The organism is Desulfofundulus thermobenzoicus (genome assembly GCF_009428905.1).
Classification (GTDB): Bacteria; Bacillota; Desulfotomaculia; order Desulfotomaculales; family Desulfovirgulaceae; genus Desulfofundulus_A; species Desulfofundulus_A thermobenzoicus.
In genome coordinates, this window is record NZ_WHYR01000016.1 from 50873 (window position 1) to 68650 (window position 17778).

Genomic DNA, 17778 nt, shown 5'->3' on the forward strand with positions numbered 1-17778 from the left:
GAGATTACCCGGGTATCCTCATCGCACCAGGCTAGAAAGACGCCGGAACAGATCCCTGGCCAGCCGTTCCTGATGCCTTTTCCGGCAATGCAGAAGAAATAGGCGGCCGGCCCGAAACGAAGGGGTTGGGACGGCCCAGTGCCCAGCGTCTGACCTCCTCCAGCTGCAGGCGTCCGGCAGGAGTCGGCCGTGAGTAGAGCAGAAGCGTCGTACTTGCCGTCACCGTACCATCAGGCAGTGTCGGGGACTGTCCACCCGCATTTTCAGGCTCGTAACGGGTAATTTGAATATTGCGCAGCTCACTGAAATTGGGGAGGTTTTCCAGATAATCGATCACCACCGTCACCTGGGGAAATAAACCCTTGAGCTCTATTTCCACAGGCAGAACCAGCACATATCCCCTATCCACGATGGCCAGCGGTTTAAATTTCAAAACCAGTACCCGGTTTTTTTCCGTCACACGGCTGAACTGAACGAGAAACTGGCCGTCCTGCATATCGGTGTTGAACCTGTTGTTCAACTCCAGAAAACGCTTTTGGGTCTTTTCCAGAACCTTTTTTTCTTCTTCCAGGGTACCGGCCCCGGCGGACAACCGGGAGATGAGTGCCCTGGTTTCGTTCAAATCGGTTTTTGTTATCTGGTAAGCCTGGATTTGGGGCATTAATACGAAACGGTAACCGGCATAAATAAAGGCCAGCAACAGTATGAGTATGGTTCCGGTCTTCTTCTCCAGGCCACGTGCCATCAAAACCCACCGCCCCCTTTTAACCGGGCGGAAATGCTAAAAGTGGTGACGCCCTTTGTCTCATCATATTTAATTTCGTTCAGGTCAACCCGAGAGAAATAGGGTAGTTTTCCCAACTGATAAATGAAGACCCCCACGGCGGCCAGGGAAGTAGTATTCCCTTCCAGGGTTAAAGTATCGGGCGGCTGGGGAATGGCATTCCCGTCCTCGCGCCGGACCTGGCTGGCTGCCTGCCCCGACTGCCCGGTTTCTCCCCCCTGGCCTGCCGGCACGGCTGCCGGTGCTCCGGGCTGAGCGGATACCTGCTGGAGTGCATCACCTGCTGCCCGACCGGCCTGCTCCAGGCTGCTCTGCAGCAGGGAAGGAACGGAGCCCGGTTTTTGATCGGCGGCGGATCCGGTCACCTTCTGGCCTGCTCCTGAAACATTTCCAGCCGCCTGCAATCGCAGGGCAGTCAGCCAGACTTCCCGGGGGACCACTTTATTGACGTCCCGCAACATACCGGACCAGGCGTGCCTTTGCTGGATCAGGCGTTCCAGTTCACCGGACGCTGCCTCCAGCTCCTGGCGCTGTTTCTTGAGTTCCTCCAGCCGGGCAACCGTTTCCTGGAGTTTGGGCACCTGCTGCTTGATGGCAGTCAGCTCAATTCGCATATGGTAAAAATTTATGCCCCAAAAGACACAGGCAATAACAAGCCCACCTGCTGTGAAGGTAGCCAGGGAAATTAACAGCAGGCGTTTCGGTTCCAGGACGGGCCCGGGTTGCAGTTCCGCAGGCAGGAGGTTAACCCGGTAATTCACTGCAACACCTCCCGCAAAGCCAGGCCCACCGCCACGGAAAAGCCCGGGTCCAGCACCTGGGGAGGATTCTTAACATCCCGGAAAGGCAGCCGGGGAAAACCGGCCGCCACCCTTATTCCCAGCTGACCGGCCAGATAAGCAGGCAACCCCTTGATTTTGCTGAAGCCGCCGGTAACCACCAGGGTTTCCACCGGGTTGTCCCGCTCCTGCAGCTGGTAAAAGTCCAGGGAGCGGCGGATCTCCCGTACCAGCTCCCCCAAATGTTCGAACTGTGTTTCATCATAACCGGCATACTCACCGGATATTTCTTCCGCGGCGGCGGCAGCGGCTTCCCCGCCCGATATATCCATACCCCCGGGAGGTCGTACGGGTTCTGCCGGTGCCGGCTCAAAAACGCCAGCGGGCAGCAACCTTCCCAATTCGACCGGCAGAGAACGCACATAAACCAGTTCCTGTCCTTTTAAAACGACAAACTGGCCGGAAGAAAAACCCAGATCCAGCACTGCCCGTACCCCACCGTCATGAACCGGGTATCCAAAAGGGCCGTGAAAGACCCGCCACAGGGCCAGGTGCTGCAGGTCAATGGCCGTAATCTGCAGACCGGCCCGGTCGAAAGCATCGTAGTAGCGGTAGACGAGTTCTTTTCTCACGGCCACCAGGAGGACATGAAACAGCCCGCTTTCTCCATTCTGGCTTTCCCCGAGCACCACGGGCCTGATTACCAGCTCATCGACGGGCAGCGGCACCAGTTTCTCCGCCTCCCACACGGTCGCCTGTTCCAGCTCCTTCAGAGGCATTGCCGGCAGACGCAGCTGCCGGGTAATCACTCTTTGTCCCCCGATGGCGGTAATTACCTTTCTTCCTGCTCCGGGCGCAGATTTAAAGGCCGCCTTGAGAGCTGCGGCCAGTTCGTCAGTCCCTTCCCCTTCCAGGTGTTCCATGCCGGGGCTCATGTAACGATGCAGCAGATTGCAGATCACTCTCCGGCGGCGGCAGGAAAGAACCGCAATTTTGATTTCGCCAGTTCCGACATCAACAGCAGTAAAATTTTTGCTTCTAAACATCGGCGACCTTCCATTTATATTTAGATAATCTGGATTAACCTGCCGGGGGCAGAGGAGAAACTCGTACCCTTCCGGTAACAGGGGCGACAATGACGTAATAACTTCTTCGGGTCAACTTTTCACGCAAGGTAATCGTCCCGCCACCGGAAACAGGGACCCCCCGCAGGTTGAATTTTAGCTCATTGGACGGAAAATTTGTCGAGTCCAGGTCCAGGTAAACAGGGAGAGACTGTTTTTGTCTGGACACATTATTAATCATTAAATGATAGGTGTCATTGAGGGGATCAAACTGTATGCTGTAAGTAGACATGGTATCCCCTGCGGAAAGGGCCTGCTGCTGCCAGCCGCGTATATCCGTGGCCATCTGGCGGGCGCCGGTGTACAGGGCGTACTTGCTTAAACCGTTAAGTACGGCGGGCACCACAATTAAAAGCAGGGTGGCACTGATGGCCGTGGAGACAAGAACCTCGAGCAAAGTAAAGCCCCCGGGCAAGAATGTAATTTTTGGGAACGAAAACTGGCGAAACATGAATATACTTTCGTGGTGTAAGTAAAAAAGTCCTGCTTGAAGGAAACCCTGAAATGGATATGTTACCAAACTTTCAGGTCGATACGGGCAGGTTCGGGAAATCAAAATACGTCGTATTCCTCCCGCCAGGAAATAATTTTCATAGTGACCAGATCTGACGGCAGGACGGGAACGGCGTTCCGGATCAGGTTATTATCCTGAATCAGGCTCGCGTTACCACCGACATCAAAAGATTGGGCAACCACCGTCCCCCTGATGGTACTGCTCCCAGCAGCCTCGAACCGGCTTGCATATATAATGGCACTTAAACTTTTGTTTTCATTTCCGTTTTCATTTTCATTTTCATTTCCGTTTCTATTTTCATTGCCATTGCCATTTTCATTACCATTACTATTACCATTACCATTACCATTACCATTACTATTATTAACATTCCCATTTCCGGATACTTTAACCATACCATCCACCAGCAAAACCAGAACATCCTGGCTTGCATTCGACGGCATTAAATTACCTTTGATCTCCACGTCCCCTTTAACAGCTATGAACCATTTCCCGGTGTATGTACCCGCAAGCTGGATTTTTTGGACTTTATTATCCTGTCCACCCAAAGTAGTGGTATCCAGGTAATAGGTGCCGGCAGTTTTACCGGTGAAGTCAAACTCATATTTGTTTCCCTGTTCGGTCACGGCCAAACGGGGATAGCCCTGGTAGGCGGCCACTTTTCCCGCCGGGTCCAGGTTGTCCGCCGGCTCAACCAGTTTGGCAATATTTTCCCGCGGGCCGTCCAGCCGGGGTACCTGGCCGTCATTTTGAATGATGAACGTGCCCCCCGGGTATTCCGTGGAAGGGGTGTAGTAGATCCCGCCGGGGGAGAAAATTACGGTGCCTGAAGCGTTATCAATGCTGCCGTCCACCTGGAGGTAGCCCGGAGTTTCAATGCGGCCGTGTCTATTGTAGAGGTTGCCTCCCACCAAAAGGCTGCCTCCGGACAAAATGTTGATGCTACCATTTTCATTATCCAGATTGCCCTTCACCACCACCAGCCTGGAATTGGTAAGGCTTATACTGGAGCCAGTTTCCAAATTGCCGTTAATCAACAAGTTGCCGCTAATAGATACGTTGCCGCTTAAGTTAGGGGAATTTCCGGCACAAAGGGCGTTCTGCAGCACGGGGGCAACCGTGCGCTGGACACGCACTTTGAGTGCCTTGCGGGCGTTGCCCGCCCGCCCCTCGGCCAGGATCTCTCTGGTGCTGGCATCCACCGGGCTCACGGTAATTTTTGAGATCCGGCCGTTCCCCAACACGATTGGCGTGGACGGCGGCCCGGCATCAAAATTCCCGGCCAGGCGGACGACCGCCATTTCCACCCCCGCCTCGGCCAGGTAGAGGGCCTGGGTCATGGCCACCTGGTTGGCGGACATTCTTTTGTCCACCGTGGTCAGCTGGACCAGGGAGCCGGCAAAGACCAGGAGCAGGAGGGTGAGCAGGAGCACCGTGATCAGGGCCGCGCCTTTTTGTGCTCCAGCACGCATGTTTTTCCAGAAACCAGGAAGCCTCCGGCATACCTGCCCGCTCTTGAATTTTCCCTTGCGCCCGCCGGTCAATGCAAGATGCCCTCCCCAAATTCTCTTCTATACGGAACATTTATTCCGGGAAAATTAATTTTGTTCGCGCATCATCCGCACGGTCACGCGGGAAGTTAAAACAAAACCGTTGGTGCCGGTGAGCTTTATCTCCACCGTGGCCGGCAAGCCGGTAACTCCCTGGAATGATACCGCCTGAACCCGCCCGGCCACGGGATTGTCCCCTTCCCAGTTAATTTTATTGCTGCTGGTGGCCCGCTTTATCTCGCTGCCATCAAGATAATACTTAATATACCCTATGTATTCTGTGTTGTTCTGGCGCCTAAGGATATTCTTAAAAATTATACACTGCCGGCCATTTTCATCTTTTCCGATAAATAGATCCATATTTGGATCTATACTAACGCTTGTCCTCAGCTCCCGGGTCAGCCGGTCCATGGCCAGCCGCAGGTTTTGCTGCACGTCAACCTGCTCGTCGCCCTTTTTCCAGTTGAGCATGGTGCTATCGACGACGAAATAGGCCGCCCCCAGGATTAAAGACAGAAGGACGGCCGTCACCAAGACCTCAATCAGCGTCAGGCCCCGGCACCCCAGGGCCAGCCCTGGCAGCCACGCCCGCCATCCGGTAACCGGTTTCCCTTCAGCACCTGTTTTCCCGTGCCGGGATCTTTCAGCGGCTCCCGCCCTGAAAGCTACAATTGCCTGCCGCCTGCACGCGCTCGCCCCGTTCACCATTATTATCGCCACCTGTATCCATCATCACCTGCGCTTCAGCGTCACTAGCTCCAGCTGCCGCTCCCGCCCCTGGTGCCGGTAGTGGACGGTGACCCGCACCTGGACCAGACGCTCATCCGGCTGATAGGTATCTACCGAATATGTGTAAGCATAACCGGACGCGCCGGGAAAGGACCGCGGTTCATCCTGCCTTTCGCCGCCGGCAAGGGAGCTGGCCAGCAGTTCCTCCATCACGGCCTGGGCGGCGTTTACGGCCACCGTATCCTCCCAGGCTGCCTGAGCAGCCATCTTGCCTGAGACCAGCAGATTTACGGCGGTGGCCGCCACCAGCACCAAAATGGCGGCGGCCACCAGGACCTCGATCAGGGTGAAGGCGCGGTCATGATTGCTACTCAATATTTTCAATCTATAAACACTTGCCCTCATTTCAAGAGAAAACCTTTCTTTAATAACCTCATCTAACACGATCAGCCTGTATCAAGCCTCTAAAGCAAAGTCGTTAACTAGTTCCACTCACTGACAATATACTGCAAGGAGTCAACATTAGCCGGGTCACCCCAGGACCTTATCTTCCCTTTTGTCCAACCGTCGCCGCCATCGACAACCTCGTCGATCTGCTCAAAAATATCCTTGGGCACGCCGCGCAACTCAGCGGCACAGCAGTAAGCCGGCCCTTCCCAGCCGGGATGCTTTGCCCCCAAATGCCACCCATAGGCACCATCTCCGGACAGGGGACCCACCCCGCCCAGGGGGCTGCGCAGGGGCCATTTTTCCAGGTACGGACCGTTCCAGTTACTGAGATCAGTTGTGTACCCGAAGTTCCCCCCATCGCCGCGCCCGGCATCAGCCGGCCTGGTAACCAGGCCTGGATCAGCACCTTCAGCATCGCTGGGCCAGGTTCCCACACCGGCATAAAACTGCATAGCTGCCGCAGCAATAGCTTTTAACTCATTGATGGCTCTGGTAATTTTTGCCTTATGTACCGCCCTGAAGGCATTTGGCATGATGATGGCAGCAAGAATGCCGATAATGGCGATGACCACCAGGAGCTCCACAAGGGTGAAACCTTTTTCATTTTTAGAAAATCGTTTAATCAATCCAGAATCCCCCCGGCCTATAAAAAAGCGGATGGTACGCCCGGTCTCCGGCAACCAAACCGGTAGCGTGCCGGCACTATAATCCCTCCATCCAGATGATCACCGAGATGTAGTACGTGCCGTTTTCTTCCCCCACATAGGAGTAACCGACACTCTCCCGGATGCGCCGGTCCACGGCATCGCGGATGCCCTGGTCGGGAAAACCACCAACGGTGACCACGGCGCATTTGGTGTTGTTAACTGCAATGGGATTGCCCCCGGCGTCATAGACAGTACCCGTAATCCTGCTCTTCCAGTAGCGGTAATGACCACCCCAGGGCGTTAAGCCGGGCGGCTTCTCCAGGTACGGCCCGTTCCAGCCATTGCTGCCATCGGCTTCCATGAAGTACCGAAAGCCATAGTTGTCGGCTGTCCCAGGGTCGTAGGAATCCTGCCCTGCCTTCGGCCAGTCACCGGTATCGGCGTAATAGGCGTAACCGGCCGCCTTTATGGCCCGCACGTCGGCAACCACCCGCGATATCTTCGCCTTTTCCACCGCCTTGAAGGCGCTGGGAGTAATAATTGCCGCCAGGATACCGATGATGGCGATAACCACCAGAAGCTCTACCAGGGTGAAGCCGCGGCTGTCCCGGCGCAAGTTTGATAAACTATTTACCACCGCTTCACCTGCTTCCAAAAGAATATTGGCACCACGTGCTTGCTACTTCACCACTGGAAAAACATAGATGGCAATTTCTTTCTGGCCGGGGCCGCGTGGAAATGACGTTAGCTGAGCCTTTACCACCGTTGCAGAATTACCTGAAGCCCGTAATCGAGCTTTACCACGTCGCCTGTATCTAAATTGCCGTCGTCCATATCCCTGTCAATTAAAAGCATGAGATTGTTCGTCAAATTAGGAGCGTGTGCAATAGTAACCCCCGCCCTGTCGCTCCATTTATCCCAGTCGTACTGCCCGCCGAAGGGCGTTGCTTCTGGCCAGCGCTCCAGGTAGGGACCGTTCCAGCCGTCTACGTTACCCACGTTGGTCACGAACCCAGGATCCTCACCTGGATTTTTGTCTTCCGGCCATTTGCCGGTATCAGTGTAGTAATTCAGTGCTGCGGCCTTAAAGGCCTTCAGGTCGGCCTCCGCCTTGGCCACCTTCGCCTTTTCTACCGACTTGAAGGCATTGGGAGCAATAATGGCGGCCAGGATGCCGATGATGGCGATGACCACCAGCAGCTCCACCAGGGTGAAGCCGCGGCGGTCGCGGCGCAAGCTGAGCAAAACGTACATCAATGGCTCACATCCTTTCCCGGGAAAAAGAGGACCCGGTTTACTACCTCACTCCATCGAAACGGGGCACACGGCGATTTCCAGTCTGGAGCGTGTCCTGCCGGCGCCGGAGGTGCCGGCAGGACAATAGATAGGGCCATTAAGTGTATAAGAAGTTACTGCACTTGCCCATCAGCTGAGATCAAAATATTAACATCAGGCGTTGTGCCGGTACTATATCTAACAATTCCTTTGTTCCCATCTTTCGTTCCATCTAAGTCAACATCGATCTGCTCGGCTGCACTTTTAGGGATACTTTTGATTGTTAGGTAACGCTCCCCAGAATTCGTGACAAAAGTTCCACCGTCAGTATCTTTTACATATTGGTAATCATTGCCCCACGGATTTTTGCTTTTCCAGCGCTCCAGGTAGGGGCCATTCCAGCCTTGCACATTAGTCGGGTCTTTAACAAACCCAGTTTCGCCCGCATTATTATCGGGCCAATTGCCCGTATCTGTATAATAATTCAGCGCCGCCGCCTTGATGGCCTTGTAGTCCGCTTCCGCTGTCGCCACCTTGCCCTTTTCAATGGCCTTGAAGGCGTTGGGGGCGATGATGGCGGCCAGGATGCCGATGATGGCGATGACCACCAGGAGCTCCACCAGGGTGAAGCCGCGGTTGTTCTTGAGTTTTTTGCGCATAGTTTTTTCCTCCCCCAAAAGAGTGTCTTAATAAAATTAAGAAACAAGGGTTGTCAATTAAATAATTGACCTGGAAAACGGTGCCTAAACGGTCGGTTAGAGTATGTAAGACACCTTTGAAACCACCGCCCTACCTGCCCAGCCCCTGCATCATGCTGGTGAACATGGGCAGTAGCACCGAAAGGACGATGAACCCCACTATGCCGCCCAGGAAGACAATCAGCACCGGCTCCAGCACGCTGGAGAGGCGGCCCACGGTGATGTTCACTTCCTGGTCGTAAAAGGCGCCGATGCGGACCAGCAGCGCGTCCAGGCTGCCGGTTTCTTCCCCCACGGCAATCATGCGGATGACCAGCGGGGGAAAGATGCCGCTCTCTTCCAGGGGGCCGGCCAGGCCCTGCCCCTCCCGCACGCTCTCCTGCGCCCTGGCCACGCCGGCCGCCACCACCTGGTTGCCGGCGGTTTTCTTCACCACTTCCAGGGCCTGGATGATGGGCACCCCGCCTTTGAACATGGCGGCCAGGGTGCGGGCGAAGCGGGCAATGATGATTTTTTTCAGCACCGGCCCGAATACGGGCATTTTCAGGACCAGGCGGTCCCACATCTCCCGGCCCCGGGACGAGGCCCGCAGGCGCTGGAAACCGAAAGCCGCCGTCAGCGGAAACAGCGGGAGGAGGTACCAGTAGCGCCCCACCAGGCGGCTGGCTCCCATCACCACCCGGGTGGGCAGGGGCAGGGGCACACCCAGGTTCTGGATGGTGTTGATGATGGGGGGCAGGACGAAGGTGAGCACGAAGGTGAGGATGACCACGGCAAAGCCCAGGACCATGGTAGGGTAGGTGAGGGCCGACTTCACCTTTTCCCTCACCTCGTGTTCCCTTTCAAAATGGCCGGCCAGGCTCTCCAGCACCTCGTCCAGCACGCCGCCCACTTCCCCGGCCTCCACCATGCTGATGAAGATATCGGGGAAAACCGACGGGTAGGCGCCGAAGGATTCGGCCAGGGAGTGGCCCTGCTCCAGGCGGGCGGTCACCCCGCGCACCACCTCTTTGAACACCCGGCCCTCCACCTGCAGCTCCAGAATGCGCATGGCCCCCACCAGGGGCACGCCGGCGCTGACCAGGGTGGAAAGCTGGCGGCAGAAGAGGGCCAGCTCCCTCAGCCTGACCCCACGCCGGAATGAAGGCAGCCGCAAAGTCAGGCCGACGCCCCCCCGCACGGCCCGGATCTGCACGGGGATGAGCCGCTGGCCCTGCAGTATCCTGGCCGCCTCCCCCGGCCCGACGGCTTCCAGGCGGCCGGAAACCACCCTGCCGGTTAAATCCCGGGCCCGATAGGCATAGACGGGCAAAGCTCCCCTCACCACCTCCCGGAAATAAAAATCCAGGCGAAACGCCTGGAAGAACGTGCCGGAAAGTTCGGCAGCCCGGCTGCCCTGGCGGCTCGCACCGCTTTAGGCCCGCGGCTTTGCGCCCCTGCCTTTCGGCAGGTTTGCCTTTTTTCGTTTTGCCGCACTCTTCCTAAGATTATCTTAACGGGAGCCGCCCTGCCAGTCAATAACCAGCTGGTTGTTTTAAATCATTTTTAACAAATTTTCGGCATCGGCCGCCCTGGCCAGGGCCTCCTCCCTGCCGATCACCCCTGCACGGACGAGGTTTCTTAAAGCCATATCCAGGGTCTGCATGCCGTACCTGGCCCCGGTCTGCAGTTGGGAGACAATCTGGTGGGTTTTCCCCTCCCGGATCAGGTTGCGGATGGCCGGCGTGGCCGCCAGGATTTCCAGTGCCGCCACCCGGCCGGGGCGGTCCCTGCGGGGCAGCAACTGCTGGGCAATCACTCCTTCCAGGGCGCCAGCCAGCTGCAGCCGGACCTGCTGCTGCTGGTGGGGCGGGAAAACATCGATGATGCGGTCGATGGTCTGGGCCGCACTGGTGGTGTGCAGGGTGGCCAGCACCAGGTGACCGGTTTCGGCGGCGGTGATGGCCGTGGCAATGGTCTCCAGGTCCCGCATCTCCCCCACCAGGATGACGTCGGGGTCTTCCCGCAGGGCCGCGCGCAGGGCGGCAGCAAAAGAAAGGGAGTCCCGACCGATTTCCCGCTGGTTGACCAGGCTCTTCTTGTGCCGGTGGACGTACTCGATGGGGTCTTCCAGGGTGATGATGTGCAGGCGGCTTTCGCTGTTGATGAGGTCGATCATGGCCGCTAGGGTGGTGGACTTGCCGCTGCCCGTGGGCCCGGTAACCAGCACCAGGCCCCGGGGCCGCCTGGCCAGGTGGGCCACCACCTCGGGCAGGCCCAGTTCATCGAAGGTGGGGATGCGCTCCGGGATGAGGCGGATGGCCAGGGCCACCGTACCGCGCTGCTTGAAGGCGTTCACGCGGAAGCGGCCCACTCCCGGGATGGCGTAAGACAGGTCGCTCTCGCCCACCTGCATGAACTGCTGGAACCGGTCCCCGGGGATCAGCTGGCGGGCCAGGGCCTCGGTATCCCCGGCGGTGAGGACGGGCAGATCATCCACCCCCGGCACGGCCCGGTCGCCCAGCTCGTCGGCGGCAAAAAGTTTCCCGTGAAGCCGGAAGACGGGCGGCCGTCCGGCAGTGAGGTGGACATCGGAAGCTTTCAGCTCGAAGGCCAGCTTTAAAAGTTCATCGGCATGCATTCCGCCGCAACACCTTCCTTTTCCGTCACCACTCGTTATAGGCCACGCGCATCACTTCCGCTATGGAGGTGATCCCCTGCCGGGCCTTGTCTATTCCATCTTCCCTCAGGGTGACCATTCCCTCGGCCACCGCCTTTTCTTTGATCACATCGGCAGGAGCTTTTTTATTTACCAGCTCCCTGATGGCCCGGGTCACGGGCAGCACCTCCTGGATGCTCGTCCGCCCCCGGTAACCGGTGTGGTTGCAGTGGTGGCAGCCGGCGGCCCGGTAAAGGGTCACCGGCTCACCGGGCGGCAGGCCCAGGAAAATCCTCTCCGGCGCGTCTTCCGGGAGCTGGTAGGGCTCCCGGCAGCGGGGGCAGAGCAGGCGCACCAGGCGCTGGGAAACCACGCCCACCACCGAGGAGGCCACCAGGAAGGGCTCCACCCCCATATCGACGAGGCGGGTCAGGGCACCCGCGGCGTCGTTGGTGTGCAGGCTGCTGAGCACCAGGTGGCCGGTGGTGGCCGCCCTCACCGCGATCTGGGCCGTCTCCCCGTCCCTTATTTCGCCCACCATGATGATGTCCGGGTCCTGGCGGAGGATGGAGCGCAGGCCGGCGGCAAAGGTAAGCCCGGCTTTCACGTTGATCTGGGTCTGGTTGATCCCCCGCAGGAGGTACTCCACCGGGTCCTCTATGGTCACAATATTGCACTCCGGGGAATTCAACTGGGCCAGTACCGCGTACAGGGTGGTGGTCTTGCCGCTGCCGGTGGGTCCGGTGACCAGGATCATGCCGGAAGTGCGATGGATTACCTCTGTAAAACGCTCCAGGTTGTAGCGGTGGAATCCCAGCCGGTCAACGGGCAGGATCCGCCCGCTCTTAAGCAGCAAACGCAGGACCACCTTTTCCCCGTGGACCGTAGGCAGGGTGGATACCCTCACATCTATTTCCTGTTCTCCGTACTTAACCTGAAACCGGCCGTCCTGGGGGAGGCGCTTTTCGGCAATGTCCAGGCCGGCCAGGATTTTGATCCTGGTAGTAAGGTTGGAGCGGATATGCCGGGGCAGAGTAAGGGCTTCCCTCAACAACCCATCCACCCGGTAACGCACCAGCACCCGGTCCTCCTGTGGTTCAATATGAATGTCGCTGGCCTTTTCCGCCACCGCCTGGGCAATGATGGTGTTGACCAGGCGCACCACCGGTGCTTCCTCCGGGGGCACCTCATCCCCCGCCGCCAGGGTGAGGGTCTGGATTTCCCGCTCCTCTGGGGCGGCCGGCTGGCCGAAGGCCTGCTCCACAAAGGTAAGGCCGAATACCTTCTGGAGGACGGCGTCGATTTCCTCTTCCCGGGCCAGCACCGGCTCCACTTCCAGCCCGCTGGTCAGGCGGATGTCATCCAGGGCAACCAGGTTCAGGGGGTCGGACATGGCCACGATCAGCCGCCGTCCCTCTTTTTTCACGGGCACCACCTTATGCCGGCGCAGGACGGCCTCGGGGAGAGATTTGATCAGCACGGGGTCGACTTTGTCCATCAGGGTAATCTGGGGAATGCCCAGCTGCATTTCCAGGGTGTTCAGGATGTCCTGCTCCGTGACCAGGCCCAGGTTGATGAGAACCCGGCCCAGGCGCTCCCCGGTCTGCTTCTGCACCTCGAGCGCCTGGTTCAACTGCTCCCGGGTAATCAACCCGGTCTGCAAAAGGAGGTCCCCCAGGCGCTTTTTGGTGTAAACAGCGGCCATTTTCAACCACCCCACAGGTTCAGATACCAGGAAATAAGCTTATCCCCCGTCAAAACGGCCAGCATGGCCCCCGATGAAAGAAACGGGCCGAAGGGGATGGCCGTTTTAAGGGTTCTCCCCGTCCTGAGCGCCCACAGGACACCCAGCACGGCACCCAGGACAAAGGCCAGGAACAGGGCCACCAGTGTCTCCTGCCAGCCCAGGTACCATCCTATGGCAAAGGCCAGCTTCACGTCTCCCCCGCCCATGCCGCCCCGCGAAAACAGGGCCACGATCAACAATATTCCGCCCCCCAGCACAGAGCCCCAGAAGCCGTCTTTGAGAACCTCCGCACCCTGGAGGGCGGCCAGGGGTATGCCGGCGGCCAGAGCAAACAGGATGAGCCGGTCGGGGATGATGCGGTGGTCGAGGTCAATGAAGCTGGCCGCCACGAGGACGGAAAAGAGGACCAGCAGGCCGGCAGTATGAACGTGCGGGCCGTGTTCCCGGGCAATCAGCAGGAAGCCGGCCCCGGTCAAAAGCTCCACCAGGAGGTAGCGGGGGGAGATCGCCCCGTTGCAGTGACGGCACCGGCCCCGCAGGAAAAGATAGCTCACCACGGGGATTAAATCCAGAGGGCCCAGGCGTGCGCCGCAGGCCGGGCAGTGGGAGGGGGGTGCCAGCAGGGACATCCCCCGGGGCAGGCGGTAGATGCATACGTTTAAAAAGCTGCCGATACAAAGGCCTAAGATAAAGAAGACAAATAAATAATACCCTGCGGGCAACTTCTCAATCTCTCCTCAAGGCCATAATTTTTCTGGTGAATATCTTTTTAGAGATCAGCTCGAAAAAGCCTCCGGTGCCCCCGCCGGTATGGGCCCGCCGGCCCATTGACCGGTCCGCCGTGCTACCGTAAAGTAATGTCCATTTCCCTACCCAGTTATTATATTAAATGGCAAACAAGGAAGCAACCGATCGGGCAACTTAAAACATAACACGGGGATTGCCGAAAAGCCACCCCCTGTCATTCCGCCGGAAACACCGGAAGGAAGCACGTCCATTTTCTCAAAGGCTCCCTCTCCCGGCAGCCGGCAGATTGTATATTTTTATATTTTCATAATCCAAGGCAGGAAATATTTAATAAAACAACGAATTAATATTATCAGGGACCTTTTTCCCGGATTGCCAGGACATTTGGAGGAGGAGTGCAATGTCCCCGGAAACATTTACTCCGGAAATAAATCCCGCCGGCACCTTCACCCAGATTTATTCCCTGTTCCATGAATTGATGACCGGTCTTTCCGAAAAGGAAAAGGATGTGCTGGACAGGCTGGCCAGGCTGGAAATGGAAGAAAAACGGCTCATCGACCGGTACCGGGCGATCAAACAGTTTTCCGACCGCCTGTGGGAAGTGGCCAATGTCTGCGAGATCCTGTTCAACATCAGCGATGAGAGGAAAATATGCGAGATTGTGGTGAAGTTCCTGTCCAGGATGTACCCGGAGTCCCGGGTAAGGTTCCTGTACGCCAACAGCGGCCGCAACAGGATGAGGCTGGTGGCTGCGTCACCTCCGGTCGCCGGTGAGGAGGACCGGTGCGCGGTGTATCCCATGGACTGCCTGGCCCTGAAAAGGTGCCGGCCGCTGATCTGCACCTCACCGGAAAAGGAAATTTTCTGTTCCGAATTGAAAGAAGTGTCCCCCACCCAGGGCTACCTCTGCCTGCCGCTGATGGGCGGCGGCTCTGTTTTCGGCTGCATCAACATGGTTATCGATCACAGGGAGGGGCTGAATGAGCCGGCGCTGGATGAGAACGCGCTGAAAATCATCGACATATTCACCACCTACGTCAGCCTGATCATCAATAACAACCTGCTGATGAAAACGGTGCGGAGGGAGGCCATGACCGACCGGCTCACCGGGCTGCCCAACCGGCGTTACGTGCTGGAAGTGCTGCAAACCGAAATTTTCCGATGCGAGCGCTACGGCAATGTCTTTTCCCTGGCCCTGCTGGACGTGGACACATTCAAGTCCATTAACGACAACTACGGGCATGATGAAGGAGACAGGGTGCTGATGCTCATTGCCGACACCGCCAGCCGGTGCCTGCGGAAGGTGGACACGGTGGCGCGGTACGGCGGCGAGGAATTTCTGGTTATCCTGCCCCATACGGGCCTCCAGGCCGCCGTCACGGTAATCGAAAGATTTCGCAAAATCTTTAACCAGCAGACTTTTTCTGACTTTCTGAATGTAAAAAATGTGACCTTAAGCGCAGGCCTGGCCGAATACCCCACGGACAGCAATGACGGCCCCACCCTGATCAAAATAGCCGACGAAAGGCTGCTCCGGGCGAAACGGGCAGGGCGCAACAAAGTGGTGTGGGAGTAAGCAAAAAGTGCGCTATCGACCGCCGCCGGGGTCACCTTTTGTTCCGGCAGATATTAATAACCGCCGCACCGCTTCCTCAGGCACGTCCCGGACTATTTCCACCCGCCCGACGGCCACGGGCAGCACAAAGGTGAGGCGGCCGGCCAACACCTTCTTATCGCGGCGCATGGAGTCCAGCAGTTCATCCGGTGACAGCCCGGCCGGCATTTCCACCGGCAGGCCGGCCCGGCGGATCAGCCTTTCGATGCGAGCGGCCTCCCCCTCCTTCAGCATGTCCAGGGCCACTGCCAGGCGGGCCGCGGCCACCATGCCCATGGCCACCGCCTCCCCGTGGCGGTAGGCGGCATATCCGGTGAGGGCCTCCACGGCGTGGCCCACGGTGTGGCCGAAGTTGAGAATGGCCCGGCGGCCCTGTTCCGTTTCGTCCTCCCGCACCACCTGCGCCTTTATCCGGCAGGAAACGGCCACGGCGTGAGTCAGCGCTTCAGCATCCAGAGCGAGAAGATCCTCCAGGTTTTCCTCCAGCCAGGTAAAAAATCCTCCATCGGCTATTATCCCGTACTTGATCACCTCGGCCAGCCCGGCCCGTACTTCCCGGGGGTCCAGGGTTTTCAACACGCCCAGGTCGGCCAGGACCAGGCGGGGCTGGTAAAAAGCACCGATGATGTTTTTGCCCCGGGGGTGGTTTACGGCCACCTTGCCGCCAACGCTGGAGTCCACCTGGGCCAGCAGCGTGGTGGGCACCTGGATGAAAGGGACGCCCCTCAAGTAGGTGGCGGCCACAAAGCCGGCCAGATCCCCCACCACGCCGCCCCCCAGGGCCACCACCGGGGAACGCCGGTCCAGTTCCCGGGTGTAAGCCAGGTCGTAGAGCTTTTCGGCCGTGGCCAGGATCTTGTATTCCTCCCCGTCGGGCATCTCTGACCGGATGACCTCAAAACCGGCCCCGGCCAGGGCGGCTTCCACCACTGAAGCGTAAAGGGACCCCACGGTGGGGTTGGTCACCAGCAGCGCCCGGCGGGTGAATGGAAAGCCCCGCAGGTATTCCCCCAGGCGGGGCAGCAGGCCGGGGCCGATGTGAATGGAGTAGCTGCGGGGACCCAGATTTATGTAAACTTCCTGCATGGAATACATCCTTTCTCTTTTAGATATTCCACAATCATCTCCACCACTTCCTCCAGATCGTGCCGGCCGGTGTCCACGGTAAAATCCGCCACTGCATAGGCCTCCTGCCGGGCGGCCAGCAACTCCCTGATCCGGTCAAGGGTATCCCCCGGCCCGTTCAGCAGGGGGCGGTTGCGCTTGCGCTTAACCCGCTGGTAGATCACTTCCGGGTCGGCGGTTAAGCCGATGAATACCCCGTTCTCCCGCAGAATCCGCACACTTTCCGGGTTCAGCACCACACCGCCCCCGGTGGCCACCACCAGGTTCTGCCGGGCGGCCACCTTTTTCACCACCAGGGCTTCTTCGGAACGGAAACGAATCTCCCCGTCCCGGGCAAAGAGCTGGGGGATGGTCTTGCCGGTCACCCGTTCTATTTCCTCGTCCGTGTCCACAAATTCCCGGCCCAGGCGGGTAGCCAGCCGCCGGCCCACAGTACTTTTTCCCGTACCCATAAAGCCAATCAGCACAATATTTTTCATTATCTCTATCCTCCGGCAGGTTTCCATACCGTCATGACGTGCTTCCCCACGGTTCCGCGGCACCGTTCCGCCGTGAAAACCGTGGCATTTCCGGCGGACCCGGCCTGCCCTGCCTTTGCCTTTAAAAAATCCTGCTCTTAAGATATTCCAGGTAAGACCGGTAATTTATCTTCAATTCTTCCATGGTGTCGCCGCCAAATTTTTCCAGGCAGGCGGCCGCCAGTTCCCAGGCCACCACCGCTTCACCCACCACACAGGCGGCCGGCACGGCACATATGTCGGAACGCTCCACGGAAGCCTCAAAGGGTTCCCTGCTGGCCAGGTCCACACTGCGCAGGGGCTTATACAGGGTGGGGATGGGCTTCATGGCCGCCCGCACCACCAGGGGCTCACCGTTGGTCATGCCTCCCTCCAGGCCTCCGGCCCGGTTGGTGCGGCGGTAAAAGCCCTTCTCCCGGCTGTAAAAAATTTCGTCATGCACCCGGGAACCGGGCCTGGCCGCCCCGGCGAAACCCGCGCCAATCTCCACGCCCTTGATGGCCTGGATGCTCATCAGCGCCCCGGCCAGGCGGCCGTCCAGGCGCCGGTCCCACTGGGCATAGCTGCCCAGTCCCGGCGGCAGGCCGTAAACCCGGACCTCGAAAACGCCCCCCAGGGAATCCCCGTCTTCCCGGGCCCGGTCAATGGCCCGCATCATGGCTTCGGCCGCCTCCGGATGAATACAGTAGAGGGGGGAAGCATCCAGTACCGCCCGCAGGTGGGACAGGTCCGGGAAGCTGCCGGAAGGCGGCGGTGTGCCGTCCCGGCCGGTGGCGGCACCGGGAGAGACATCACCGGAACATATCCCCCCGCCTTCCCCGACAGCAGTCTCCACCCC

Annotated in this window: 19 protein-coding genes and 1 riboswitch; of the genes, 1 reads left to right on the forward strand and 18 read right to left on the reverse strand. The window is 58.5% G+C overall.

Translation table 11 applies throughout. The annotated features are described in order from the left end of the window. Positions 1 to 31: 31 nt before the first annotated feature. The 15 genes from GFC01_RS07660 to GFC01_RS07730 form a co-directional block, all read right to left on the reverse strand. Positions 32 to 745: a type IV pilus inner membrane component PilO gene (locus tag GFC01_RS07660; protein WP_243137340.1), complete on the reverse strand. Its 714-nt coding sequence runs from the start codon at positions 743 to 745 to the stop codon at positions 32 to 34. Beyond that, positions 745 to 1545, reverse strand: a complete 801-nt coding sequence (locus GFC01_RS19970; protein WP_152946046.1) for a PilN domain-containing protein — start codon at positions 1543 to 1545, stop codon at positions 745 to 747. Before GFC01_RS19970 ends, GFC01_RS07660 begins: the two co-directional genes overlap by 1 nt. Further along, complete coding sequence (gene pilM / locus GFC01_RS07670; RefSeq protein ID WP_152946047.1) at positions 1542 to 2609, reverse strand: type IV pilus biogenesis protein PilM; 1068 nt, start codon at positions 2607 to 2609, stop codon at positions 1542 to 1544. Before pilM ends, GFC01_RS19970 begins: the two co-directional genes overlap by 4 nt. Positions 2610 to 2643: 34 nt before the next feature. Further along, positions 2644 to 3138: a prepilin-type N-terminal cleavage/methylation domain-containing protein gene (locus tag GFC01_RS07675; protein ID WP_152946048.1), complete on the reverse strand. Its 495-nt coding sequence runs from the start codon at positions 3136 to 3138 to the stop codon at positions 2644 to 2646. 101 nt (positions 3139 to 3239) lie between these two features. Then, complete coding sequence (locus GFC01_RS07680; protein ID WP_152946049.1) at positions 3240 to 4745, reverse strand: PilX N-terminal domain-containing pilus assembly protein; 1506 nt, start codon at positions 4743 to 4745, stop codon at positions 3240 to 3242. Positions 4746 to 4799: 54 nt separating this feature from the next. After that, complete coding sequence (locus GFC01_RS07685; RefSeq protein ID WP_152946050.1) at positions 4800 to 5459, reverse strand: prepilin-type N-terminal cleavage/methylation domain-containing protein; 660 nt, start codon at positions 5457 to 5459, stop codon at positions 4800 to 4802. A 24-nt stretch (positions 5460 to 5483) separates the two neighbouring features. Continuing rightward, positions 5484 to 5864 (reverse strand): prepilin-type N-terminal cleavage/methylation domain-containing protein, encoded by a 381-nt coding sequence (locus GFC01_RS07690; protein ID WP_194174862.1) that lies wholly within the window; start codon positions 5862 to 5864, stop codon positions 5484 to 5486. A gap of 98 nt (positions 5865 to 5962) precedes the next feature. Then, a complete protein-coding gene (locus GFC01_RS07695; protein ID WP_152946052.1) occupies positions 5963 to 6556 on the reverse strand; it encodes a prepilin-type N-terminal cleavage/methylation domain-containing protein in 594 nt (197 codons plus the stop codon). A gap of 76 nt (positions 6557 to 6632) precedes the next feature. Then, positions 6633 to 7214 (reverse strand): prepilin-type N-terminal cleavage/methylation domain-containing protein, encoded by a 582-nt coding sequence (locus tag GFC01_RS07700; protein ID WP_341473827.1) that lies wholly within the window; start codon positions 7212 to 7214, stop codon positions 6633 to 6635. 119 nt (positions 7215 to 7333) lie between these two features. Beyond that, positions 7334 to 7831: a type II secretion system protein gene (locus tag GFC01_RS07705; protein ID WP_152946068.1), complete on the reverse strand. Its 498-nt coding sequence runs from the start codon at positions 7829 to 7831 to the stop codon at positions 7334 to 7336. 155 nt (positions 7832 to 7986) lie between these two features. Beyond that, a complete protein-coding gene (locus GFC01_RS07710; RefSeq protein WP_152946053.1) occupies positions 7987 to 8511 on the reverse strand; it encodes a type II secretion system protein GspG in 525 nt (174 codons plus the stop codon). A 130-nt stretch (positions 8512 to 8641) separates the two neighbouring features. Beyond that, positions 8642 to 9862, reverse strand: coding sequence for a type II secretion system F family protein (locus tag GFC01_RS07715; RefSeq protein ID WP_152946069.1), 1221 nt, complete (start codon positions 9860 to 9862; stop codon positions 8642 to 8644). Between the two features lie 66 nt (positions 9863 to 9928). Further along, positions 9929 to 10017, reverse strand: a riboswitch (cyclic di-GMP riboswitch). Between the two features lie 67 nt (positions 10018 to 10084). Further along, the gene (locus GFC01_RS07720) at positions 10085 to 11170 is read right to left on the reverse strand and encodes a type IV pilus twitching motility protein PilT (protein ID WP_152946054.1); all 1086 of its coding nucleotides are present in this window, start codon (positions 11168 to 11170) and stop codon (positions 10085 to 10087) included. Positions 11171 to 11195: 25 nt separating this feature from the next. Next, positions 11196 to 12893, reverse strand: coding sequence for a GspE/PulE family protein (locus GFC01_RS07725; protein ID WP_152946055.1), 1698 nt, complete (start codon positions 12891 to 12893; stop codon positions 11196 to 11198). Positions 12894 to 12895: 2 nt separating this feature from the next. Beyond that, complete coding sequence (locus GFC01_RS07730) at positions 12896 to 13657, reverse strand: prepilin peptidase (RefSeq protein WP_152946056.1); 762 nt, start codon at positions 13655 to 13657, stop codon at positions 12896 to 12898. 425 nt (positions 13658 to 14082) lie between these two features. Between GFC01_RS07730 and GFC01_RS07735 the strand changes: the two genes are divergently transcribed. Beyond that, positions 14083 to 15258 carry a sensor domain-containing diguanylate cyclase gene (locus tag GFC01_RS07735; RefSeq protein WP_152946057.1) on the forward strand — a complete coding sequence of 392 codons (1176 nt, stop codon included), beginning with the start codon at positions 14083 to 14085 and terminating at the stop codon, positions 15256 to 15258. 12 nt (positions 15259 to 15270) lie between these two features. Here the strand turns inward: GFC01_RS07735 and aroB are convergent, their stop codons facing one another. The 3 genes from aroB to GFC01_RS07750 form a co-directional block, all read right to left on the reverse strand. Next, on the reverse strand, positions 15271 to 16383 hold the full coding sequence (gene aroB, locus GFC01_RS07740) for a 3-dehydroquinate synthase (protein WP_152946058.1): 1113 nt from the start codon (positions 16381 to 16383) through the stop codon (positions 15271 to 15273). Then, positions 16365 to 16901, reverse strand: a complete 537-nt coding sequence (locus tag GFC01_RS07745) for a shikimate kinase (protein ID WP_152946059.1) — start codon at positions 16899 to 16901, stop codon at positions 16365 to 16367. The genes aroB and GFC01_RS07745 overlap by 19 nt, the downstream gene beginning before the upstream one ends. Positions 16902 to 17022: 121 nt before the next feature. Further along, positions 17023 to 17778: chorismate synthase (locus GFC01_RS07750; RefSeq protein WP_152946060.1), on the reverse strand; the 756-nt coding region annotated here is incomplete at its 5' end.